The following is a 20,235-nucleotide window of genomic DNA, read 5'->3' as shown; positions in this document are numbered from 1 at the left end:
CCGCTGGCTCATTCGGTCGCCAGAGCGCCGGCCGGAGCGACCTTCGCGGCCCGGCGGGCGGGCAGGACCGAGGCGAGCAGACCAGCGACCGCAGCCACGGCCGCGATGATGATCAGCAGCGTCCCGGGTACGGCGTACTCGACGCCGCCGTCGACGGTCTGGCCGCCCATCAGCGCGCTCGTCCCGGTCCAGCCGTAGACGAGGCCGAGCACGATGCCGAGGCCGGCCGCGACCAATGCCATCAGCAACGATTCGACCGCGAGCATCCGGCGCAGTTGGCGGCGGGACAGGCCCATCGCGCGGAGCAGTGCGTTCTCCCGCGTCCGCTCGAGTACCGACAGGCTGAGTGTGTTGCCCACGCCGACCAGTGCGATCAGCACCGAGACCCCGAGCAGGCCGACGCCGACGATCAGCAGTACGTCGAAGACCTTCGTGTAGCTGGTCCGCTCGGCCAGGCCGCCTGTGACGGAGAGGTCCTTCACGGTCGGGATCGACTGGTCCACGGCGTCGATCACGTCCGAGCCGTCGGCCTTCGGGTCGGATGCCAGCCAGAACCCGGTCACCGGCGCGGTCGGCGCCAGCTTGGCGAGATCGGACGAGCTCACGGTGATCGGATCGAGCCCGGTCGCCTGCTGGGCCGTGACGCTCAGCTTGTGCTGCCCGGACACGATCGTCAGCGGCGATCCGTTCTCGAGCTTCAGCATGATCATCGTTGACCGGTCCAACAACGCCGTACCCGGCTTGAGCTTGGCGGCCGCCTCCGGGTTGTGGATGACGGAACCGGCCTTCGCCGGGTCGATGCCCGTCACCTGAACCTCTTGGCCGCCGGACTTCACCAGCACCTGGCTGATCGGGACGACCTGCGTGATGCCCTTGATGTCGCGGAGTTGCTGCTCGGCGTTGGCCGGCATCTTCTCCTTGTACGTCGTCACCATCAGGTCGACCGGGTACTGGCCGTCCATCGACACGTCGAACGTCTTCCGCACCGAGGCGATCCCGACGCAGGTGAGGCTGATCAGCGTGACGCCGATGAGCAGCGCGGACGTCGTGGCCGCCGTACGCTTCGGGTTCCGGACCGCGTTCGCGACCGCGATCCGTGCAGGTACGCCGCCACTGCGAGCGGGCAGTGCGCCGATGACCCGGATGAGCGCGGGCACCAGCAGCGAGCCGACCGCGAGGATGCCGAGGAACGAGATCGCACCGCCCGCGACACCGACCAGGACCTGGTGCGATACCGCGCCGGCCGCCAGCAGTAGGCCACCTCCGAGGAGGAGCAGGAAGCCAAGGATCAAACGCAGTACGCCGGCCTTGGACGCGGCCGCCGGAGCAGCCTCGGGACGCAGCGCCGCGAGCGGCGCCACCTTGGTCGCCCGGCGAGCCGGTACGACGGCAGCGACCAGGGTCGCCACGGTGCCGAGCAGCAGCGGCAGGAACACCGACGACGGGTCCAGGTGCAGCGGCAGCGGCGGGATGCCCCAGTCGAATTCACGGGACAGCGCCAGCCCCAGGGCGGAGAGGGCGACGCCGAAGACCACACCGACCGCGGACGCGATCACGCCGACGACGCTCGCCTCGGCGATCACCGAGGAGAACACTTGCCGCCGGGACGCGCCCACGCACCGCAGCAGCGCCATCTCGCGGGTGCGCTGCGCGATCACGATCGTGAAGGTGTTGCTGATCACGAGACACGCGACGAACAGGGCGATGACGGCGAACATCCCGAACACACCGCCGAGTACGTCGATGCCGTTGGTATAGCTCTTCACCTCGTGTTCGATGAATCCCGCCCCGGTGAAGGTCTCCAAACCCTTGGAAACAACGGGTCCCGCAGCGTCGGCCAGCTGCTGCTGCGTGACGCCGGGCTTGGCGGCGATCGCGATCCCGCGGACGAAGGCGCCCGGTTCGAAGATCTTCACCGCGGCCGGGGTCGCGACCGCGGACGACATACCGACGGACTTCGAGTCGTCGAGCAGACCGACGACGGTGGCGTTCCACGACTTGTCGTCGTACGAGCTGATCCGCAAACTCTGGCCGACGGTGACCTTGTGCTTGGCCGCGGCGCGGGCCGGCAGCGCAATCTCGTTCGTTGCGGTCGGCAACCGTCCCGAGGAGGTGCTGGGGCCGGCGATGTGAGTGGTGTCGTAGAGCGCGTCGATCGGGAGCGTGGTCGGCCGGACCAGGTCCGGGTACGACACCTCCATGTACGCCGTCGTCAGCGTGACGACCGATGCCGCCTGCGGCAGCTTCTGCACGTTGGCGATGTCGGCGGGGGAGATCGTCGCCTGGTCCGGGTAGACGACGGCGTCGACACCCTTGTACTGCGAGCCGATCGTCTCGTCGACACCGTGCGACGCGGACGAGTGCACGATCATCGCCAGCGAACCGAAACCGACCCCGAGAACGATCGCCAGACAGGCGGCGACCAGGCGGCCCACGTGGGCGCGCAGCGAGGAGAGGATGGAACGTCGCACGTCAGGCTCCCAGCTGGCGCAGGGCGTCGAGGACGCTCTCCGGGGTCGGCTGCCGCAGCTCGCCCGCAAGCTTGCCGTCGGCAAGCATCACGACGCGGTCGGCGTACGACGCGGCCAGCGGGTCGTGCGTGACCATCACGACGGTCTGGCCGAACTCGCGGACCGAGCGGCGCAGGAAGCCGAGCACCTCGGCGCCGGACCGCGAGTCCAGGTTGCCGGTCGGCTCGTCGGCGAACACGACCTCGGGCCGCCCGACGAGGGCCCGCGCGACCGCGACCCGCTGCTGCTGGCCGCCGGACAGCTCCGACGGCCGGTGCGTGAGCCGGTCCTCGAGACCGAGTACGTCGATCAGCGTGTCGAGCCACTGCTGATCGGGCTTGCGGTTGCCGAGCTCGAGCGGCAGCAGGATGTTGTCCTTCGCCGTCAGCATCGGGAGCAGGTTGAACGACTGGAACACGAAGCCGACCCGGTCCCGCCGGATCTTGGTCAGCTCGGCGTCGGGCAGCTGGGTCAGCTCGGTCTCGCCGAGCAGGACCTGACCGCCGGTCGGCGTGTCGAGGCCGGCCAGGCAGTGCATCAGCGTCGACTTGCCGGACCCGGACGGGCCCATGATCGCGGTGAACTGGCCGACGCCGAAGTCGACCGAGACGCCGTCGAGCGCGGCGACCGCGGTGTCTCCTTGTCCGTACACCTTGCGCAGCTCGTGCGCCCGGATCGCGGTCCGCGGTTCCCCGTCCTGCGGCAACCGCCCGGCCGCAAGCTCTCCGGTCTGCAAGCTCATGTCACTCCTTGGTCTTGAGGTTTCACCAAGAAGTTAGTGATCGCCGAGCTCGGTTACGTCGGACCAGAGTGGGGAGTGCGGGTCCTACCTGGGTATTACTTGGTAGGTCTGACCAGACCCGTTTCGTACCCCAGGACGACGAGGGCGACCCGGTCACGGAGGCCGGTCTTGGCCAGGATGCGGCCGATATGCGTCTTGACCGTTGCCTCGGACAACGTGAAGAGCTTCGCGATCTCGGTGTTCGAGAGACCGCGGGCCACCTCGACCAGGACCTCTCGCTCGCGGGCGGTCAGCTCGGCCAGGTCGGGGCGCTCGGTCTCGGTGTCGGGTAGTGCGCCGGCGAAGTGCTCGAGCAGGCGCTTCGTCGTACTGGGGGAGACCACGGCGTCGCCGGAGTGGACCTGGCGGATCGCGGACAGCAGGTCGGCCGGCGGGGTGTTCTTGAGCAGGAAGCCGGCCGCGCCGGCCTTGATCGCGGCGAACGCGTACTCGTCCAGATCGAACGTGGTCAGCACGATCACCTTCGGTGCCTCCGGCAACGACTGGAGCCTTCTCGTGGCCTCCACGCCGTCCAGGCGGGGCATCCGGACGTCCATCAGTACGACGTCGCAGGCGGTGACCTGAATCTTCTCGACCGCCTCACCGCCATCGCCGGCCTGCCCGACCACGCGCATGTCGGCCTGGGAGTCCACGAGCATCGTGAATCCGGCCCGGACGAGCTCCTGATCATCCACCAGGAACACCCGGATCACGTCGTCGTCCATTACTCTCCGCTCGGCAAGTTGTAGGGCAGTTTGGCGATCACCTCGTAACCGCCGCCCGCCTTCGGTCCGGCGCTCACCGTACCGCCCGAGACCGACGCGCGTTGCCGCATCCCGACCAGGCCGTGACCCGGGTCGGAGCTCGGCGCGACGCCGGCACCGCGACCGTCGTCGGTGACCACCACGGTCAGCATCTCGCGCCCGAAGTCCAACGAGACGGAGGTACGCGCTCCCGGCCCGGCGTGTTTCAGCGTGTTGGTCAGGCCCTCCTGCACGATCCGGTACGCCGTGAGCCCGAGCAGCGCGGGGAGATCGCGGGGCTCGCCGGTCACGTCGTACGCGACGTTCAGCCCGGCCTCGCGGACGTTGTCGATCAGCTCCGGCAGGCTGGAGACGCCCGGCTGCGGGCGCGGCTGGTTCGGGTCGAGCTCGTTCTGCTCGTCCTGTTTGAGCAGGCCGAGCATCTTGCGCATCTCGGTCAGGCTCGCGCGGCCGGTGTCGCCGATGGTCGCCAGCGCCTTCTTCGCGGCCTCGGGCGACTGGTCTGCGGCGTACAGCCCGCCGTCGGCCTGGACGATCATGATCGACAGGCCGTGCGCGACCACGTCGTGGATCTCGCGAGCGATCCGGGTCCGTTCGTTGCTCACGGCCAGCTTCGACTCGCGGTCGCGGTCCCGTTCGAGCTGGGCGGCGCGCTCCTCGAGCTGGTTGACGTACAGACCGCGGGTACGACGGCGCTCGCCGAACGCCCAGACGCCGAAGACGAGCGCGCCGAGCGCGACCATCATCGTGACCTGCTGCTTCCAGTCCGAGTTCGACCAGTAGCGCGAGACCGCCATCAGCACGCCGAGGCCGCCGATGCCGAGCGCGATCCGGCTCAGCCGCGTGTCGCCGTACACGGAGATGGCGTAGAGGGCCACGAGCAGGCCGATGTTGCCGGGCTGCAGGTCGACGCCGATCAGCCATTGCAGGGCTGCGACGGAGCAGACGGCGAAGAAGACCAGCTCGGGATGGGTACGCCGCCAGATCAGCGGGACCAGCATGCCGAAGGCGAGGATGCCGCCGAAGTGCGCCTGCGCGAGCGACAGGAACCCGGCCGTCACGCACAGGGCACCGGCCAGGAGCAGATCGAACGCCCTGCTCCGGGCAGGCAGCGGCCGCGCGGTCAGTATCCCCGTCATGTTCGCCAGGGTACGGGCCTGGGTGTTCGCACGGGTCAGCCTGCGGGCGGATGTCGGCGTACGACCGGGGTCGGTTACTTGTGCGGTCTCGTCGAGAGCGTGGGCTTGGCCTCGAGGCCGGAGAGGCCGTTCCAGGCGAGGTTGACGAGGTGGGCGGCGACGTCGGGCTTCTTCGGTTTGCGGGCGTCCAGCCACCACTGACCGGTGAGCGCGACCATGCCGACCAGCATCTGGGCGTACATCGGCGCGTTCTTCGGGTCCAGGCCGCGGCGCTTGAACTCCTCCGCGAGGATGTGCTCGACCCGGGTCGCGACATCGCTCAGGATCGAGATGAACGAACCGGTCGACGATCCGACCGGCGAGTCGCGGACCAGGATCCGGAAACCGTCGGCGTTCTTCTCGATGTAGTCGAGCAGCGCGAGCGCGGCCTGCTCGACCAGCTCGTGCGCGCGGCCGGCCGTCAGCGCGCCGGTGACGCCGTCGAGCAGCGAACGGACCTCGCGGTCGACGACAACGGCGTACAGGCCTTCCTTGCCGCCGAAGTGTTCGTAGACGACCGGCTTGGAGACCTCGGCGCGATGCGCGATCTCCTCGACCGAGGTCGCCTCGTACCCCTTCTGCGCGAACAGGCCGCGGGCAATCGTGATGAGCTGTTCGCGACGTTCGGCACTGGTCATCCGGATCCGGCCGGACCGCCGCGGTTTGGGTTCCGTCACGTCGTGATCACGTCAGCATCATGCCGCACTTCGGGTATTGCGGGTGGGAGTTTCTGGCCGCCTCGAGCGTTTCTCAGGCTGCCTTGAGCGTACGGGTCGAAGAGTCCACACGGCGGGCCTCCAGCCGTTCCTTGACCGGCCAGCGGACATCGCTGACCCAGCCGCGCTTCTCGAAGAACCAGATGCAGCGGGCCGACGTGTCCAGCTGACCCTTGAGTACGCCGTGCCGCGCGCAGGTCGGGTCGGAGTGGTGCAGGTTGTGCCACGACTCGCCCTGGCTCAGGATCGCCAGCCACCACACGTTGCCGGACTTGTCCCGGCTCTTGAACGGCCGGTCGCCGATCGTGTGGCAGATCGAGTTGATCGACCAGGTCACGTGGTGCAGCAGCGCGATCCGGACCAGGCTGGCCCAGAAGAACGCGGTCAGCGCGCCGCTGATCGACCAGGACCAAAGGCCGCCGATGACCGCCGGCGCGAGGAGGGACACCGCCACGAGCAGCGGGAACATCCGGGACACCCTCACGATGTCCTTGTCCTTCAGCAGGTCCGGTGCGTACTGGCGCTGCGGGGTCTGCTCGGTGTCGAACAGCCAGCCGACGTGGGCGTGGAAGAAGCCCTTCGTCAGGGCCCCGATGCTGTTCCCGTACTTCCACGGGCTGTGCGGGTCGCCGTCGCGGTCGGAGAACTTGTGGTGCTTGCGGTGATCGGCCACCCAGCGGATCACCGGCCCCTCGATCGCCAGCGAGCCGGCGATGGCCAGCGCGTACTTCATCGGCCGACCCGGCTTGAACGACTTGTGCGTGAACAGCCGGTGGAAACCGATCGAGATCCCGTGCCCCGCGACCGTATAGAACACGACCGCCAGGACGACGTCCCGCCAGCCGAGGAAACCGCCCCACGCGATCGGCACCGCCGCCAGCACCGCCAGGAACGGGATGCCGATGAACAACGCCAGCGCGACCTGCTCCCAGGCCTTCTTCTGCTCGCCGCCGAGCGTCCCGGTGTTCACGTCCTCGACGACGGGCGCGGTACGGGTGGGCGCGTCCGGCGTGGCAACGGGTGGGGTCATAGCTGTTTCATCCCTCGGGTCGGGGGTCCTTACCTACGCCACCGTAACCTACGGCACCGTAGGTAAGGAACCCCTCAGCGTGCGATCCACCCCACTCATGGCAAACTGTCCCGGCAACCACGATCCCCCGTGGGGTAATCGGCAGCCCGCGAGACTTTGAATCTCGAAGACCAGGATCGAAACCTGGCGGGGGAGCTCTATACGTACTGCGGTTGGGGTGGTGAGTACGCCCCCACGCGGTGCTACGCGCGGCTCGTTCGTCGCCGTGCTGCGCGCCGCTCCCACCCGCCCGGCGCTTAGCGCGCCCTGTGAGCGCTTATCGCGCGTGACCGCATCGTGGTCGCGCCAGTTCGCTGTGTGTGAGGTGGATGGGTTTCGCCCCACGCGGTGCTACGCGCGGCTCGTTCCTCGCCGTGCTGCGCGCCGCTCCCACCCGCCCAGCGCTCAGCGCGCCAACGTGGCGCTTATCGCGCATTACCGCATCGTGGTGGCACCGGTTCGCCGTGTGTGAGGTGGATTTGGTCCGAACCGGCTGAGGCCATCCGCGCCAGCCGGGTCGGCTGTGATCCGCCAACAGATCCGCGACACCTGTCCGCCAACTGATCTCCTGCAGCCTCGAAGTCTGTCGACGCCTCGGAAGCGAAGTACAGCGCTTCTTATTGCAGGCGTCAGAGGAACATCCAGATGCCATGCTGGTTCCGTGACCAAAGAGCGCCAGTCTCGGCGTGCCGACCGTGCCAACGCGTGGGCAGTGACGGTCCGGCTCAACGATGGCACGGTGCTGTTCTGGTGTGGGGAGGAGGCTGAGCGTCGCGGCCAGGGCTGGGGCAGGCAGTCACAGGCCCATCGATACGCAACCCTTGACGACGCGGAGCGGTACGCCGCGACATGCGCAACCAACTCGAAGGCGCGGGAGTACAGCGCCGTTCACCTCGCACAGCCCCGGTGACGCGTGGCGAACGTCCGCAACTGCCGCTGTCCGCGCTAGTGCGAGAATCTCTTTCAGACCGGTTCCCGCCTCAGGCGGTCGGTGTTCCGAGGGGGCAATGCAGGCCAGCGATCGGAGGAGACACGTGCTTCCAAGGATCCGCGGTCAAATCGAGCGTCGGCTACTGGTGAACTATCGGGTAGACGCCGAGGTGATTGCTCGAGTGCTTCCCCATCCGTTCCGACCGCGGCTGGTCGGTGGCGCCGCGGTTGCCGGCATCTGCCTCATTCGCTTGGGCCAGATGCGTCCGAGGCACACGCCGCGATGGGTCGGGCTGCGCAGCGAGAACGCTGCCCACCGCGTGGCGGTCGAGTGGGACACGCCGAACGGCCCGCAGGCAGGCGTCTACATCCCTAGGCGCGACAGCGACTCGTGGGTCAACGTCATGCTCGGCGGCCGCGTCTATCCCGGCGAGCACCACCGGGCGCGGTTCCGAGTGGACGAGACCGACGAAGATGTTCGGGTGGCTTACACGTCTCTGGACGGCTCCGCCTGGGTCGATGTCTCGGTGCACATCACCGACGAGCTCGGCGACAGTAGCCTCTTTGCCGGCCTTGAGGAGGCCTCAGCCTTCTTCGAGACGGGCTCGGTCGGATACTCCGCCTCACGCCGGCCAAACCGGTTCGACGGGCTGGGATTGAAGACCTCCGCGTGGAAGGTTGAACCCACGTCGGTAACTCATGCGCGTTCGTCGTTCTTCGACGACGCCGGGATCTTCCCGGCCGGAACCGCCGAACTCGACGACGCCCTGATCATGCGAAGGGTGCCAGTGCTGTGGGAACCACTCGCGAGCCTGCGTCTCCAAGCTGAGCCCGCCGCGTGACGTCCGCATCTGCCGCGGAGAGCGAAAGCGGTCGTGGGGGCGGGCATGGGCGCCGGCTCCCACATCGAGAGCGGTCCCTCCTCGTCATTGACAAACTGCGCAGCTGATATGCGGACGTTGTGAAGGGCTTGACGACTTCGTCGGCGTGGCTGCCTCTGGGCTGTCTCCCGGCCCCTAGGCGCACTTCTCTGCCGCGAACTGTGAATACGGCTGCACCCTGTCCTCGAATCGGCCATTGGCTTCAACGTAGGTCTGGCTGAGGACCTGACCGGGCTTCAGGTTCGACAGACGCTCGAGCGTGAACTCAACGTGACCCGTGTACCAGGTGTTGTCGCGGGTCCAGCCGTACGCGACGTAAAGAACAGCGGGCTTCAATTCCACTGGCGGGCCAGTCCGGTCCCACAACCCAGACGGCTCAACGGTGTTCAAGCTTGCGTTGATCGCGCTGTCAGGCGTGATCGGCGAAACCGCATCCCAGTCCGCAACTGAAACCGTGGAGTCGTCGCCCGCTGGGTCGGCCGCCGTTCGATCACGATAGATCGTTGCCCCATCGATGTGGTCGTTGCAGAGCGCAAAGACGATAACCGGGCGTCCTTGCCCATCGACACTCATACCGGTTGACCCGGCACCGTCGACGGTCTCGCACCCCGTAAGCGACATCACCGAGCCCAAGGCGAGAAACGCGCATACGAAGCTCACCCGCCAGAGACGTCGGCATGGCCGTTCCGCGCCACAAGAGATCACTTGCCAAAACATCGCATATGCGGACTGACTCAGGTCGTACCGTGGCCGAAGCGCAACATCCGCACACGCCGCGATCCGCGCTTCCGACGGTCACCGCTCATCTGGCGGACCAACGTCGCACATGAGCCGACGGAGAACAGTCCGCCCGGACGGGTGTGATCCGCCAGTAGATCCGCGACACATTTGCGTCAGTTGATGTGCGACAGGCTAGGCGTCTGGCGACCAGCTGAGGGAGCTGGCCAACACGGATGTGTCGAGATCGGTGCCGGGGGCTGTCACGTCGGTGGCGGTGTCGCGAGCGCGTGCTTGACGAGGGCGTCGACCATCCATTGCTGGAGGGCACTGACTTGTGCGGGCGCGAGGCCGGCGACGTCGCTCAGCCAGACGCGGGTCTCGATGCCGCAGGCGGCGCGGAGTGCCAACGCAAGCCGATGCACGTTCTCGTCACCGATCGAGTCGGCCATGGGTGCGAGCGCCTCGACGAACCACGGAATGGCGCGGCCCTGGCGCAGTGGCAGCTCGTGCGGGACCTCGCCCAGCGAGAGGCGCAGCATCGCGCGCTGCTGCCGCTCGGCCTCCTGGACACGGCCGATCACGAACCGCGCAACAGTGGCCACGCGTTCGTCCACGGCTGCCGGCGGCGGCTCGGGAAGGACCGATGTGGCTCCTGTCTCCGGGTATGCCGCGGCAAGCAGTTCGGCCTGTGACGCGAAGTAGCGGTAGGCAGTGGGGCGAGAGATCCCGGCCGCCTCGGCGACCTCCTCGATACGTGGGGTGTCGCCCGCCGTGATCAGTTCGCGCGCCGCAGCGATCAGTCGGTCGCGAGTACGTTGCTTTTGCCGCGCTCGACCCGACTCAAGGTAGTCGCTTGACATGGTCTTCATGATACGTCAATCTCATTACAAGACTTCAGTCTTATGAATGATCGGAGTGTCAAATGACTGAAAAGACGACGCTCGCGCCAGTGATCCGACGGGCGGGCGAGGGCGAAAAGCGATGGTTCTTCGGCGGCGGAGTCTTCACCTGGAAGCTCAGCAGCGCCAACGAGGACATCCACCTGTGGGAGGTCGACATGGTCGAGGGCAAGTGGACCCCGATCCACACCCACCCGGTCTCGGAGTCGATGTGGGTGCTCGACGGACAGATTCAGTACCGCGTCGACGACGACGAACACGAGCTTGGTGCCGGCGACTTCGTCATGGTGCCCGCGGGCGTGCCTCACGCCTTCATCGTCAAGAGCGCGACGGCCAAGGTGATCGGCATCCAGCCAACGTGCGAGTGCGAACCCTTCTACCGCGGCGCCAGCGAGATCCTCGAGGGATCCGCATGCGTCGTGGACTTTGCCCGAATCGCGCAGAGCGCCCAGGAGAACGGCGGCATCGAGATCGTTGGACCGCCACCGTTCTAGTGCGCACCCATCTGCCGGTCCGTGCCTTCGCACTGTCGCAGCTCACCTGGCGGACGAGTGTCGCGCATCAGTCGACGGAGGTGCGCATGCCATTCACAGGCTCCGCGGGTACATGGCGCTCCTTTGCCAGGGGACAGGACAGGCCGGTCGACGTACCGCGGTCCGGGCTATCTTGACCGCGTGGATGACGAGACGGCGGCTGCGCTGCGGGAGTTGGTGGAGATCGCGGACGGCATTCCGGGCCAGTTCAAGCCGGAGTTCGAGCTGGGGTACTGGGCGGGTGTCGCGGAGGGGGCTGAACGGTGGTACGTCCGATTCGAGGGCGACATTCGGGACAACGAGTTCACAGTGCTAGGTCACTCGGCCGCGGAGACGCTTCGACTCGCCGCTCGGGAAGCACAGGCGCGGATCCCCTGACCGAGTTGGGCTGCGGCGATAGAGGCTTGGGCTTGGCGTTTGGAATTACCAAGGTATGAGCCTGGCGCCTGTGGCGGCGCTGATGACTGCTCGGTCTTTGAGTGGTGCAGACAGGGTGACGGTCATTGTTTTGCTGAGGAGGATGAGGGGACAGGCAACGCCGGTCGGTGCCGGCCCGCGGGTCCCGCCGATGACCACCATGTCTTCGAACTCGACGACATGGGCTCGCAGGTCGGTGTCACAGGCTCCGTGGGAAAGGCTGAAAGTGAGGGTGCTGCCCTTGATCCGGGTGAGCCGCTCGCTCCCGACGAGGCCAGGAGCCGGCTTGGCGAGCCCGGGCGGTGGGACGGGCTGTACGACAGGCTTGAGCACATCCTCCGAGATTGCGAGGACGACCATCGGTCGCGATTTACCCTTCGCGGTGAAGGACCAGGCGGGAACGGTCGCGGGTCCGCTGCTCGTGTCCACCTTGGCGGTTGTCAAGGAAGCGCCGGTGATCGTGAGTCTGCACTTCGATGGCGGGACGTGTACGTGTCCGCAGTTGTCATACGTGGTTCCGATTGCTTCAGTCAGGGCAGGCCGGGGATCGAGGACGCTCGCCGAGATGCTCGATCCGTTCCCGAAGTGGATCCGGGTCGTGCCACCTGATCCGAGCTTGACGCCCGGCGCGAAGGTGACGTGCCCGGCTCCCCACGCGACCTTCTGCTCGGTCGTGTCGAAGCCCAGGTCCTGGGTCCGCGACGAATACAGGAAGATCCCCGCCGGAGTCTTCGGGATCCCCGCAGCCCGGACGGCGCGCGCGACAGCCTGCGCCCGGTCGAGAAACACCTGAGGCACAGAAGCTGACGGGATCGACGTCGGCTGGTTTGCACTGCCTGCCCCAGAAGGTGGCGCTGCCTCGTTCCCACAAGCCGCAAGTGCACAGGCGATGAGAACGACGGCCGGCCACACGTACGCACGACACCCTGCACTGCGCCGAATGGACCTCATGCTCGTAAGACGTCCCAGGTCTGGCGATTCGTTGCGGCGCCCGTCATAGGCCGAGTATCAGCTCGCCTCCGCGAGGCGACAAGATACGCGCGTCCCATGCCGAGGTCAGCGAGCACATCACCCTTGGCTCAATCCCGTGGATCTCGCCCGATCAACTCGTTTACGTCGACCTGGTGAACACGACCAGGACAAGGCCGAGCGGCCCGAGGACGCCGTACGTCGGGTCGTAGATGCCCTTCGCCTTCGCTAGGTATTCCGCAGCGTCGGACCACCTGAAGTTGCAAAAGACGAGTGAGGCGAGAGCCGCCAAACTGGTCGGCCACCTAAGCCAACCCTGCATGGCTCCGGCGAACACACCGAGCGCAGCCATGCCCACCGTCTTCGCAGATGCGATGGATTTGCTAGCAAACGATGAGCATGTGTCGCCTAGGCATGGCAACTGCCTTCGATGCATGTCCGCCGACCTTGTGCGTGGTGCAGCCGTGTCGACGACATTGCGACCGTCTGGAGGGGACGGCATACTTCCGGAAATGTCTGGTCGCTCGCATCGGGAGTGCTGCGAGAGTGCCGTCCCCGAGCTACCCAGTGGCGAGGTGTTCGACGTACCTCAACCGCTTCGATATCGAACGTGGACTGATGACGACGGTGTCGTATGGCGGAGACGTGGTCATGGCACCCTGCCGCCGGCTCAGGCCAGCGGACTGCTAGCCAGAGCAGCCGTCAAGGTGATGCATGTGTACGACGGTGCCGTCCATGAGCACGTGGGCGCAGATCGCAGCGGCTTGGCTGCCGAGGTCGAGCGGTACTGGGACGGCCATGCAGATCCCATGGCCTCATTCGAAATCGGAGAGTTTCGCGACGGTGACCACCGCGTGATGGTCATGATCGTCGAAGGCTGCTGACCTGGCGCGGGTTGCCTGGAGCCTCGCACAGTGCATGGGACTGCTTCGCTAGAGTCGGTCCGTGGCAGCGATGGCTTCTGGGGTGTTTCGGCGGACCGCGATTGAGCGGTCAGATCAACGGGTCTCGTGGGAGCGTACGGATCAGGCCTTCTGGCTGTGACCCGTTTTGACGGACAGGTTTGATGTGGGGCTGGTTCACGCTACTTGTTCGGTGGTGGTGGTTTCGTAGGCGGTGGGGCTGAGGTAGCCGAGCGTGGAGTGTCGGCGGCGGGTGTTGTACCAGCCTTAATGGCAACCGCGGGGACGCCTATACCAGCCAGTGGCCACCGAGTCAGGGCATCGAGAGCGGCGCCTTTGCGGACGGAGTGCTGTTGCCGGCGTGGAACCCGGTGACCAGGGCTGAGCCCGGACGTCGTGCATCACCAGGGCAAGATGCCGGTGGCAGCACCCCTGCCGCGAGGATGATCGCATCCTTGACACCAGCAGGGACCAGCCATCATCTTCATTAGACCTCGAGTCTCGAACGAGTTCGGGCGCTGCTGGTTGCGGGGCGAGACGGCTGGTGAGATGTCGTGCCCAGAGCACTGTCCATTAGGGCGCCGGTGCCCCGCTAGGGATCCAACGACGAGGAGATTCGGGTGCCGGCAGCAGGATGTGGGATCGACTGGGCAGAAGCCCACCACGATGTGGCGATCGTGGACCAACACGGTGCGGTCATCGTGGCTGAGCGGATCAACAATGACGCTGCGGGATTGGCGCGGTTGCTGGAGATTCTGACCGAACACGACCCGATCGAAGGCGCACTGGCCGTAGCGATCGAGACCAGCAAAGGTCTGCTCGTCGCAGGGCTACGTGCGGCCGGCCGCCGGGTATTTGCGATCAACCCTTTGGCGGTGTCGCGCTATAGGGATCGTTACCGGTCGTCGCGAGGGAAATCGGATGCCTTCGACGCCATGGTGTTGGCCAACATCATGCGCACCGACCGCGACGCGCACCGGCCCTTGCCAACCGACAGCGTTGGAGCGCAGGCACTTCAGGTACTGACCCGCGCGCAGCAGGACGTGATCTGGGACAAGATCACGTTAACCAACCGGATCCGATCTCTGCTCAAGACATTCTTCCCGGCCGCGATCGCAGCGTTCGAGCGTGGTGGTAGGCATCGTCTGGATTCGGCTCCCTGCCGCGTGATCCTGGCTGCGGCGTGCACACCGCAGGCCGCCCGGGCACTGTCGACAGGGCAGCTGGCGGCGCTGCTCAGGCGTGCCGGTCGGCAACGCGGCATCGACGCCGAGGCCCTGCTGCTCCGCGAGTTGTTGCGCAGCGAACAGATTCGTCAGCCGGAGAATGTCGAACAGGCCATGGGCATGCAACTACGGGGTCTGGTGCGGCAGTTGGACGCGGTCTGTCAGGTCCTGGCCGAATTGGAGGAACAGATCGATCTCGCGTTCGGCGCGCATCCCGATGCCAAGGTTGTGGCCAGCTTTCCTGGTCTGGGGACCGCGCTCGGTGCTCGGCTTCTGGCCGAGATCGGCGATGACCGCACTCGGTTTGCTGATGCGCGGGGGCTGAAGGCATTCGCTGGCGCCGCGCCGGTCACGCGGGCGTCGGGCAAGTCCAGCTTCGTACACGCTCGGCGAGCCAAGAACGACCGGATCGCCGCGACCGGATACGTCTGGGCTCTCGCGGCCATCCGGCATGACCCCGACTGGGAGGCCCGCTACCGGGCCCGCCGGGCCGCAGGTGACCGGCACGCCGCCGCGCTGCGCAACCTGTTCAACCTCATGCTCGGCAAGCTGCACCATTGCCTGGCTACCGGTCAGGTCTACGACGCCTCCACTGCGTTTCCACCACGGATGCCAACCGAAGATCAATCAACTGCGGCTTGACAAGTTGAGTTGGTGAGATGTCTCGATGTAGTCGAAGATTGCGCTGGTCGCGGCTTTGCGGGTCGGCCACGGGTGGCGGTGGATCAGTTCGGTTTTGAGGGTCGCGAAGAACGATTCCGCGACGGCGTTGTCCCAGCATTGACCACGTCGCCCGACCGACAAGATGACGCCGAGATCCTTGGCCAGGTTGGCGTACTGGGCCGATGTGTACTGGCAGCCGCGGTCGGAGTGAAAGATCACTCCGGGTGCTGGTCGGCGCCGGTTCACGGCGTTGGCGAGGGCCTGGGCGATCAGGTCGGTGCGCAGGTGGTCGGCAACGGCCCAGCCGACGACACGACGTGAGGCCAGGTCGATGACGGTGGCCAGGTAGAGCCAGCCTTGCCAGGTGTGAATGTAGGTGATGTCGCCGCACCAGCGGGTATCCAGTGGCGCGGGCTGGTCTGGGTCGATGGTGAAGTCGCGGCTGATCAGGTCCGGGCGCTGAGCGGCGGCCGGGTCAGCGATGGTGGTCGTCTTCCATCGTCGCGGCATCCGCCCGTACCGGTCGGCGGCTCGCATCAGCCGAACGACCCGTTTCCGGGAACACTTCTCGCCTTGGGCATGCAGTTCGTGATGGACCCGCGGGGAGCCGTAGGTCAGCCTGGAGTCGTCATGGATCTCGACGATCTTCGCGGTCAGCTCGGCGTCACGCTGCTGACGGTGTGACGGGCGGCCGGCCCGGTCGGTGTAGTAGGCGGAACGAGAGACCTTCAGCAACTCGCACGCCCTCTTGACGTTGCGGTTGCCGGCTTTCTCCGCCTCGATGAACGGATAGACGTTCACCGGGTCTCCTTCGCGAAGAAAACCGTGGCCCGCTTGAGGATCTCGACATCCTCGCGCAATCGGCGGTTCTCGCGGCGTAACTGTGCGAGCTCCTCGCGCTCGGTCGTGGTCATACCGTCATCGCGGGTGCCCGCGTCGAGTTCGGCCTGCTTCACCCAGGCCCGGACCGCGGTCTCGGTCAGATCGAAGTCCTTCGCGATCTGGCCAACCGTCCGTTCACCACGCTGGCACAACTCCACGATCTCGGCCTTGAACTCGGGTGTGAACGATCGACGAGGCCTTGGCTTCTTCTTGCCCATGGACTCCATAATGAACATCCTTCCGGAGCAACCGCTCCCGATCTCGGATGTCCGTCAAAACGGGCCAGGTCCACTTCTTCTCGAGTGGGGCATGTCATGTGCTGGCCTGGACGTGCAGGGATTTCTATCCCGATCAAGAGATCGCCTTGGCGGCTCTGTACTTGGGTGACTTCGAGCATCCGCTTCACGTGTATGCGAGGTGGGGCACGTGGGCGTTCGATGCGTCGGGTTGGAACCCCGAGTCCGAACTTCTGCAGGTCAACAGCGACTTCGAGGGTCTCCCCGTACGTGAGGTGGAGACGATCAGCAGTGACCTTCGAGAGTTCTGCGAAGAGCACGTGCACCGACAACCGCACCAGTACTGGGCAGATCCCACAGAACGCGCACGCGCCTATGTACGCCGCTACGACCCACCCTGGCTCTAGGCGCTTAACAGGGTCCTACTCGGCCTCTTCATTGTCTGGCACTTCGGAGAGGCCTCATGACTCCGGGATGACGGCTCGATCTGCGAAGTACGAGCGGAGCCTCTGGGCGTAGGGTTCGCGTTCTTCGCGCGTTGCGGGCTGGGCGAGATGTGTCGTGTTGTAGAGGTTGTCGTCCTTGTAGCGGGGGAAGACGTGCACGTGGTAGTGCCATGCGTCCTGGTAGCCGGCAGGCTCGTTGTGTTGACGTGTGGAGATCCCATCGCAGCCGTAGGTGTGTCGGATGGCTATCGCGACTGCGCGCACCGCATCTTGTACGGCGTGCCCGTCCACAGAGGGCAGATCGTAGAGGTTCTCGTGGTGGCCCGTCGGCACGACCAGGACATGTCCGAGGTTGTTCGGCCACCAGCGTGAGGCAACGAATGCCATCGCCCGGTCGGTCCGCAGGACGACGTCTTGCTGACTGGTTAAGTTGTCTTCGCCACCCGCGAGCACCAGGCAGAACGGGCAGTCGTATCCCGCAGGCTCGTGGTTGAACATTCGATCGCCTCCAGCGGTCGCAGACTCGCACATTCTGCCCCGGGCGGCCGTGGTGGGCGGGAATCGGGTGAAGAACTTCGGGCATAGTGCTCTCGTCGTGCAACCGGATCCTTCTGTCAGGACTCATGGAGGCAAAGGGGTCGATCTGGGGAGTGGTGATGGCTGACGGCGACATGGTGCGCGAGCTGTATGAGGGGTGCTATCGGCGCCTGGTCGGGCAGCTGTTTGCGATCTGCGGGAACCTGGGTGAGGCCGAGGACGCCGTACAGGAGGCGTTCGTCCGGGCGGTCGAGAAACCGCGGCGGTTCGCGCAGCTCGAGAATCCGGAGGCCTGGCTGCGAGCGGTCGCGTTGAACGCCGTACGCCGGAGGTACCGGCGTGCGACCCGGTTCCACGGGTTGCTCTCGCGTGCAGGTGTGCCCGAGACCACGGTGACCGGGATGTCCGCGGACCGGGTCGCGTTGGTCGAGGCCCTGCGGCAACTCCCCTTCGAGCAGCGCGAGGCGATCGTGCTGCACCACATCGTCGACCTGCCGGTGCGTGAGATCGCCGTACAGCTGCGCGTTCCCGAAGGGACGGTCAAGGCTCGCCTCGCCCGTGGTAGATCCCGCCTGGCCCCGCTGGTCCACGAGTTCGCCGATGACGCCGAGGAGGTCAACCATGTCTGAGCTGAAGGAACTGGCCTGGGACGTCCAGGAGACCGTGCAGCTGTTGCCGTTCGAGGCTCTGGAGCGTCGTGGCGTACGCCGCCGGCACCGTCGGCAGGCGATGGCCGGGGCCGGAGTCGTCGCGGCGGTGACGATCGCAGTACTGGCCGCTCTCCTGCCGCTCGGGAACCTGACCGGCACCGAGAAGTCGACCGCCGCCAAGCAGGCAGCGATCCCGGTCGACCAGGCTGCCGAGCAGGTGATCCACGACAAGAAGGCGGCCATGTTCGGCGTCGCGTTCGCCACACCGAAGCGGTGGGGCGCGGTGTGGTCGATAGTGCAGCCCGGATCTACCTGGAAGTCGGCCGCGGTGCTGAGCCGCGACGGGGTGCGGGCGACCGCGCCGGTGCGCAAGAACGACTACGTCATGGTGCAGGACCGGGACGAGGTGCTGGCCCTGGCGATGCCGACGAGCATGAAGGGCAGCGATCCGACCTGGGCCCAGGCCGTGATGGTCCGCCTGACGGATCAGGGCCGGATCGAGAAGAAGGTCCGCTGGGCTCCGCCGACCACCGAGTTCGGGGACGGCGACGTGCTGCTGGCGTACGGCACCCTCCGGGCGCTGAATCCGGAGACCGGCGTTCTGCGGGAGGTGAAGATTCCCGGGATCGACAACGCCACCCAGCCGAAGCGCGACAGCACCGGGCGGTGGTGGGTGGTCGCCGGCAGGAACAGCGGCGTCGGCAACATCTACTGGACCGACGACCACGGCAAGACCTGGGGCCACTCCGTCATCAGCCCAGGCTGGATGGGCGGCAGTCTAGGGGTCAGCCCGGACGGCCGGACGCTCATGACGATCCCGGGCGTCAAGGCCGGCCGGCCGGATCACGATGAACTGGTACCGCTGCGGTTGTCCACCGACCGCGGCGAACACTGGACGACTGTGGCCACCCGGGACGCGCCGTACCTGCAGTCCCCCGTTGCCTTCGACAACGGGACGGGGCTCGCGCTCTACCAGGGCAAGAAGCGCGAACTCCTCCGGCCGGGCGCCGGTACGTCGCTCACGCCGCCGGGCGACCTGGGCAACCTGACAGCGGTGGGCAACTTCGTCTATGGCATGCAGTACAACGGCAACCAGGCCATCACCAGCACCAACCGCGGCAAAACCTGGAAGTACTTCCAGCCCCGCTGAGGTTGGATGGGCGCGTGTCGCAAGAGTTCATGCTTGATGGGGCGACGCCGTCACCCACGTTGGTGGCGGCGTGGCTGGCTCTGGATGATCTTCGGGCCGAGTCCGTTCCGATGTGGGCCGCTGACTGGCTCGTGGCGGGATATGACGGTGTCGCGCTCGCGGGGCTCAGCGGACGGGATACTCGCGAGGTCCGGGCGGGTCAGTCGGTGGGGGTCCACTCGTAGTAGTCCGGTTCGGGGTCGACTTTGAAGCGGACGGCGTTGATGGTGGTGGCGCCGCTGAGCCAGGCTTTGGAGATTCTGTGGCCGCCGTCCATGAGGCGTCCGTCGGACGACAGGATCACCGGGTAGTTGAGGTCGGCTTTCTGGATGAGGCCGGCGTGGCGGGCGACCATCCTGCAGGTGACGGGGCCGTCACCGAACCAGCAGTTCTGGTCGAACTCGCCGATGGCGTCGATCGGCACCGACTCGACGGGAAGGCCGGCCGACAACTCCCACAGGCGTTCGGTCAGGTAGAAAGCTCGGCCACCAGGTACGGCGCGTGAGTGCTTTTCAGGCATCGCACCATCATCATCCGCAACGCGACTGGCCGCGCCCCCTTTTACGCGGTCGGCTGTCAGCCCGGTCTGGTTCTAGTGTTCTGCGGGTGGAGCGAGTGTTGATGGATGAGGTGGTTCGGACCGATTACGGGCAGTTCGACATTGGCTGGGAGGGCATTGGGTTCGACGGCGAGGCGGATCGGTTCTTTGGCGGCCAGGTGAACGGGCTTGTGGGGGCCGCGCATGGCGGTGGTGTCTATCTGCATTTCGGTCGGCGGTCGGGCGGATCGCCGGTGCGGATCGTGGTGATGGACGCGGCTCCGGACGATCCCGATGCGTCGTGGGAGGACGTTGTCGAGGTGTCCGTCGACGTACCGGCGACCAGGATCTGGTGGTCGTCGTGGGCAGGCGAGACCGGTGGTGAGCTGGACGGGATCGCGGCGGGCAGCTATCGGGTTCGGGTGAGTGAGCGTGGTCGGGACGAGGGGCGGGACGGGGAGTTCGCCGACGGATTGGTCGACGCGTACCTCGTGCAGTTGTGGCCCGCCCCGGCTGAACCTGATGCGATCCTGAGGGTTGGCAGCCAGGACGCCCCGTACTGGCATCGCGAGTGGGGCAGCCGTCGTTGAGAGGAGTGC

Annotated in this window: 23 protein-coding genes, 1 tRNA gene and 1 pseudogene; 10 read left to right on the top strand and 15 right to left on the bottom strand. The window is 66.5% G+C overall.

What is annotated here, in order from left to right:
- Positions 1-8: 8 nt before the first annotated feature.
- From ACQPYH_RS36755 to ACQPYH_RS36730, 6 genes are all read right to left on the bottom strand, one after another.
- Positions 9-2,471, bottom strand: a complete 2,463-nt coding sequence (locus ACQPYH_RS36755; protein ID WP_432881142.1) for an ABC transporter permease — start codon at positions 2,469-2,471, stop codon at positions 9-11.
- Between the two features lies 1 nt (position 2,472).
- Positions 2,473-3,252 (bottom strand): ABC transporter ATP-binding protein, encoded by a 780-nt coding sequence (locus ACQPYH_RS36750; RefSeq protein ID WP_432881139.1) that lies wholly within the window; start codon positions 3,250-3,252, stop codon positions 2,473-2,475.
- A gap of 95 nt (positions 3,253-3,347) precedes the next feature.
- The gene (locus ACQPYH_RS36745; protein WP_432881137.1) at positions 3,348-4,016 is read right to left on the bottom strand and encodes a response regulator transcription factor; all 669 of its coding nucleotides are present in this window, start codon (positions 4,014-4,016) and stop codon (positions 3,348-3,350) included.
- Positions 4,016-5,194 carry a sensor histidine kinase gene (locus ACQPYH_RS36740; protein WP_432881134.1) on the bottom strand — a complete coding sequence of 393 codons (1,179 nt, stop codon included), beginning with the start codon at positions 5,192-5,194 and terminating at the stop codon, positions 4,016-4,018. Before ACQPYH_RS36740 ends, ACQPYH_RS36745 begins: the two co-directional genes overlap by 1 nt.
- A gap of 74 nt (positions 5,195-5,268) precedes the next feature.
- Positions 5,269-5,910, bottom strand: coding sequence for a TetR/AcrR family transcriptional regulator (locus tag ACQPYH_RS36735; RefSeq protein ID WP_134108052.1), 642 nt, complete (start codon positions 5,908-5,910; stop codon positions 5,269-5,271).
- A 73-nt stretch (positions 5,911-5,983) separates the two neighbouring features.
- A complete protein-coding gene (locus tag ACQPYH_RS36730; protein ID WP_432881130.1) occupies positions 5,984-6,979 on the bottom strand; it encodes an acyl-CoA desaturase in 996 nt (331 codons plus the stop codon).
- A 123-nt stretch (positions 6,980-7,102) separates the two neighbouring features.
- Between ACQPYH_RS36730 and ACQPYH_RS36725 the strand changes: the two genes are divergently transcribed.
- The 3 genes from ACQPYH_RS36725 (at position 7,103) to ACQPYH_RS36715 (ending at position 8,790) form a co-directional block, all read left to right on the top strand.
- A tRNA-Gln gene (locus tag ACQPYH_RS36725) sits at positions 7,103-7,174 on the top strand.
- Between the two features lie 505 nt (positions 7,175-7,679).
- Positions 7,680-7,928, top strand: a complete 249-nt coding sequence (locus ACQPYH_RS36720; protein WP_432881128.1) for a hypothetical protein — start codon at positions 7,680-7,682, stop codon at positions 7,926-7,928.
- A 97-nt stretch (positions 7,929-8,025) separates the two neighbouring features.
- The gene (locus ACQPYH_RS36715) at positions 8,026-8,790 is read left to right on the top strand and encodes a DUF2071 domain-containing protein (RefSeq protein ID WP_432881126.1); all 765 of its coding nucleotides are present in this window, start codon (positions 8,026-8,028) and stop codon (positions 8,788-8,790) included.
- Between the two features lie 174 nt (positions 8,791-8,964).
- On the opposite strand, the gene ACQPYH_RS36710 is transcribed toward ACQPYH_RS36715, so the two are convergent.
- Both ACQPYH_RS36710 and ACQPYH_RS36705 read right to left on the bottom strand, forming a co-directional pair.
- Positions 8,965-9,402, bottom strand: coding sequence for a hypothetical protein (locus ACQPYH_RS36710; RefSeq protein WP_432881123.1), 438 nt, complete (start codon positions 9,400-9,402; stop codon positions 8,965-8,967).
- Positions 9,403-9,809: 407 nt separating this feature from the next.
- Positions 9,810-10,409, bottom strand: coding sequence for a TetR/AcrR family transcriptional regulator (locus tag ACQPYH_RS36705; protein ID WP_432881121.1), 600 nt, complete (start codon positions 10,407-10,409; stop codon positions 9,810-9,812).
- Between the two features lie 62 nt (positions 10,410-10,471).
- Between ACQPYH_RS36705 and ACQPYH_RS36700 the strand changes: the two genes are divergently transcribed.
- Positions 10,472-10,942 carry a cupin domain-containing protein gene (locus ACQPYH_RS36700; RefSeq protein ID WP_432881119.1) on the top strand — a complete coding sequence of 157 codons (471 nt, stop codon included), beginning with the start codon at positions 10,472-10,474 and terminating at the stop codon, positions 10,940-10,942.
- Between the two features lie 180 nt (positions 10,943-11,122).
- Complete coding sequence (locus tag ACQPYH_RS36695; protein WP_432881117.1) at positions 11,123-11,359, top strand: hypothetical protein; 237 nt, start codon at positions 11,123-11,125, stop codon at positions 11,357-11,359.
- 45 nt (positions 11,360-11,404) lie between these two features.
- Here ACQPYH_RS36695 and ACQPYH_RS36690 read toward each other — a convergent pair whose 3' ends face one another.
- Positions 11,405-12,187, bottom strand: coding sequence for a hypothetical protein (locus tag ACQPYH_RS36690; protein WP_432881114.1), 783 nt, complete (start codon positions 12,185-12,187; stop codon positions 11,405-11,407).
- Between the two features lie 322 nt (positions 12,188-12,509).
- A complete protein-coding gene (locus tag ACQPYH_RS36685; protein ID WP_432881111.1) occupies positions 12,510-12,719 on the bottom strand; it encodes a hypothetical protein in 210 nt (69 codons plus the stop codon).
- 364 nt (positions 12,720-13,083) lie between these two features.
- Here ACQPYH_RS36685 and ACQPYH_RS36680 point away from each other — a divergent pair, with 364 nt between their 5' ends.
- Positions 13,084-13,251: a hypothetical protein gene (locus tag ACQPYH_RS36680; protein WP_432881110.1), complete on the top strand. Its 168-nt coding sequence runs from the start codon at positions 13,084-13,086 to the stop codon at positions 13,249-13,251.
- 195 nt (positions 13,252-13,446) lie between these two features.
- Here ACQPYH_RS36680 and ACQPYH_RS36675 read toward each other — a convergent pair.
- Positions 13,447-13,503 (bottom strand): annotated as a pseudogene (locus ACQPYH_RS36675) (hypothetical protein); the annotation flags it as partial.
- Between the two features lie 386 nt (positions 13,504-13,889).
- Between ACQPYH_RS36675 and ACQPYH_RS36670 the strand changes: the two are divergent.
- The gene (locus ACQPYH_RS36670) at positions 13,890-15,137 is read left to right on the top strand and encodes an IS110 family transposase (RefSeq protein WP_432875104.1); all 1,248 of its coding nucleotides are present in this window, start codon (positions 13,890-13,892) and stop codon (positions 15,135-15,137) included.
- Here ACQPYH_RS36670 and ACQPYH_RS36665 read toward each other — a convergent pair.
- The 3 genes from ACQPYH_RS36665 to ACQPYH_RS36655 all read right to left on the bottom strand — a co-directional run bounded on the left by ACQPYH_RS36665 (position 15,123) and on the right by ACQPYH_RS36655 (position 17,220).
- On the bottom strand, positions 15,123-15,959 hold the full coding sequence (locus ACQPYH_RS36665) for an IS3 family transposase (protein WP_432875103.1): 837 nt from the start codon (positions 15,957-15,959) through the stop codon (positions 15,123-15,125). The two genes, ACQPYH_RS36670 and ACQPYH_RS36665, sit on opposite strands and share 15 nt — an antisense overlap.
- Positions 15,956-16,258, bottom strand: coding sequence for a transposase (locus ACQPYH_RS36660; RefSeq protein WP_432875101.1), 303 nt, complete (start codon positions 16,256-16,258; stop codon positions 15,956-15,958). The genes ACQPYH_RS36665 and ACQPYH_RS36660 overlap by 4 nt, the downstream gene beginning before the upstream one ends.
- A gap of 479 nt (positions 16,259-16,737) precedes the next feature.
- The gene (locus ACQPYH_RS36655; RefSeq protein WP_432881108.1) at positions 16,738-17,220 is read right to left on the bottom strand and encodes an HIT family protein; all 483 of its coding nucleotides are present in this window, start codon (positions 17,218-17,220) and stop codon (positions 16,738-16,740) included.
- Positions 17,221-17,345: 125 nt separating this feature from the next.
- Here ACQPYH_RS36655 and ACQPYH_RS36650 point away from each other — a divergent pair, with 125 nt between their 5' ends.
- Positions 17,346-17,888 carry an RNA polymerase sigma factor gene (locus ACQPYH_RS36650; protein WP_432881105.1) on the top strand — a complete coding sequence of 181 codons (543 nt, stop codon included), beginning with the start codon at positions 17,346-17,348 and terminating at the stop codon, positions 17,886-17,888.
- A complete protein-coding gene (locus ACQPYH_RS36645) occupies positions 17,881-19,059 on the top strand; it encodes a hypothetical protein (RefSeq protein WP_432881103.1) in 1,179 nt (392 codons plus the stop codon). The genes ACQPYH_RS36650 and ACQPYH_RS36645 overlap by 8 nt, the downstream gene beginning before the upstream one ends.
- Before the next feature lie 199 nt (positions 19,060-19,258).
- Here the strand turns inward: ACQPYH_RS36645 and ACQPYH_RS36640 are convergent, their stop codons facing one another.
- On the bottom strand, positions 19,259-19,618 hold the full coding sequence (locus ACQPYH_RS36640; protein ID WP_432881101.1) for a hypothetical protein: 360 nt from the start codon (positions 19,616-19,618) through the stop codon (positions 19,259-19,261).
- 101 nt (positions 19,619-19,719) lie between these two features.
- Between ACQPYH_RS36640 and ACQPYH_RS36635 the strand changes: the two genes are divergently transcribed.
- The gene (locus ACQPYH_RS36635) at positions 19,720-20,226 is read left to right on the top strand and encodes a hypothetical protein (protein WP_432881098.1); all 507 of its coding nucleotides are present in this window, start codon (positions 19,720-19,722) and stop codon (positions 20,224-20,226) included.
- The last annotated feature ends 9 nt before the right edge of the window (positions 20,227-20,235 follow it).

Origin of the sequence: Kribbella sp. CA-245084, assembly GCF_050942355.1 — a bacterium.
In the GTDB taxonomy this organism is placed as follows: Bacteria; Actinomycetota; Actinomycetes; order Propionibacteriales; family Kribbellaceae; genus Kribbella.
The sequence above is the reverse complement of the archived record's forward strand: the minus strand, read 5'-3'. Positions and strand labels throughout refer to the sequence as shown.

Excerpts from the sequence above, each read along its gene's own strand:
- ACQPYH_RS36660 (WP_432875101.1), bottom strand. The coding sequence starts at position 16,258 with ATGGGCAAGAAGAAGCCAAGGCCTCGTCGATCGTTCACACCCGAGTTC.
- ACQPYH_RS36715 (WP_432881126.1), top strand. The coding sequence starts at position 8,026 with ATGCAGGCCAGCGATCGGAGGAGACACGTGCTTCCAAGGATCCGCGGT.
- ACQPYH_RS36710 (WP_432881123.1), bottom strand. The coding sequence starts at position 9,402 with ATGAGTGTCGATGGGCAAGGACGCCCGGTTATCGTCTTTGCGCTCTGC.
- ACQPYH_RS36645 (WP_432881103.1), top strand. The coding sequence starts at position 17,881 with ATGTCTGAGCTGAAGGAACTGGCCTGGGACGTCCAGGAGACCGTGCAG.
- ACQPYH_RS36705 (WP_432881121.1), bottom strand. The coding sequence starts at position 10,409 with ATGTCAAGCGACTACCTTGAGTCGGGTCGAGCGCGGCAAAAGCAACGT.
- ACQPYH_RS36745 (WP_432881137.1), bottom strand. The coding sequence starts at position 4,016 with ATGGACGACGACGTGATCCGGGTGTTCCTGGTGGATGATCAGGAGCTC.
- ACQPYH_RS36650 (WP_432881105.1), top strand. The coding sequence starts at position 17,346 with ATGGAGGCAAAGGGGTCGATCTGGGGAGTGGTGATGGCTGACGGCGAC.
- ACQPYH_RS36740 (WP_432881134.1), bottom strand. The coding sequence starts at position 5,194 with ATGACGGGGATACTGACCGCGCGGCCGCTGCCTGCCCGGAGCAGGGCG.
- ACQPYH_RS36750 (WP_432881139.1), bottom strand. The coding sequence starts at position 3,252 with ATGAGCTTGCAGACCGGAGAGCTTGCGGCCGGGCGGTTGCCGCAGGAC.
- ACQPYH_RS36635 (WP_432881098.1), top strand. The coding sequence starts at position 19,720 with ATGGATGAGGTGGTTCGGACCGATTACGGGCAGTTCGACATTGGCTGG.
- ACQPYH_RS36685 (WP_432881111.1), bottom strand. The coding sequence starts at position 12,719 with ATGGCTGCGCTCGGTGTGTTCGCCGGAGCCATGCAGGGTTGGCTTAGG.
- ACQPYH_RS36640 (WP_432881101.1), bottom strand. The coding sequence starts at position 19,618 with ATGCCTGAAAAGCACTCACGCGCCGTACCTGGTGGCCGAGCTTTCTAC.
- ACQPYH_RS36655 (WP_432881108.1), bottom strand. The coding sequence starts at position 17,220 with ATGTTCAACCACGAGCCTGCGGGATACGACTGCCCGTTCTGCCTGGTG.
- ACQPYH_RS36730 (WP_432881130.1), bottom strand. The coding sequence starts at position 6,979 with ATGACCCCACCCGTTGCCACGCCGGACGCGCCCACCCGTACCGCGCCC.
- ACQPYH_RS36700 (WP_432881119.1), top strand. The coding sequence starts at position 10,472 with ATGACTGAAAAGACGACGCTCGCGCCAGTGATCCGACGGGCGGGCGAG.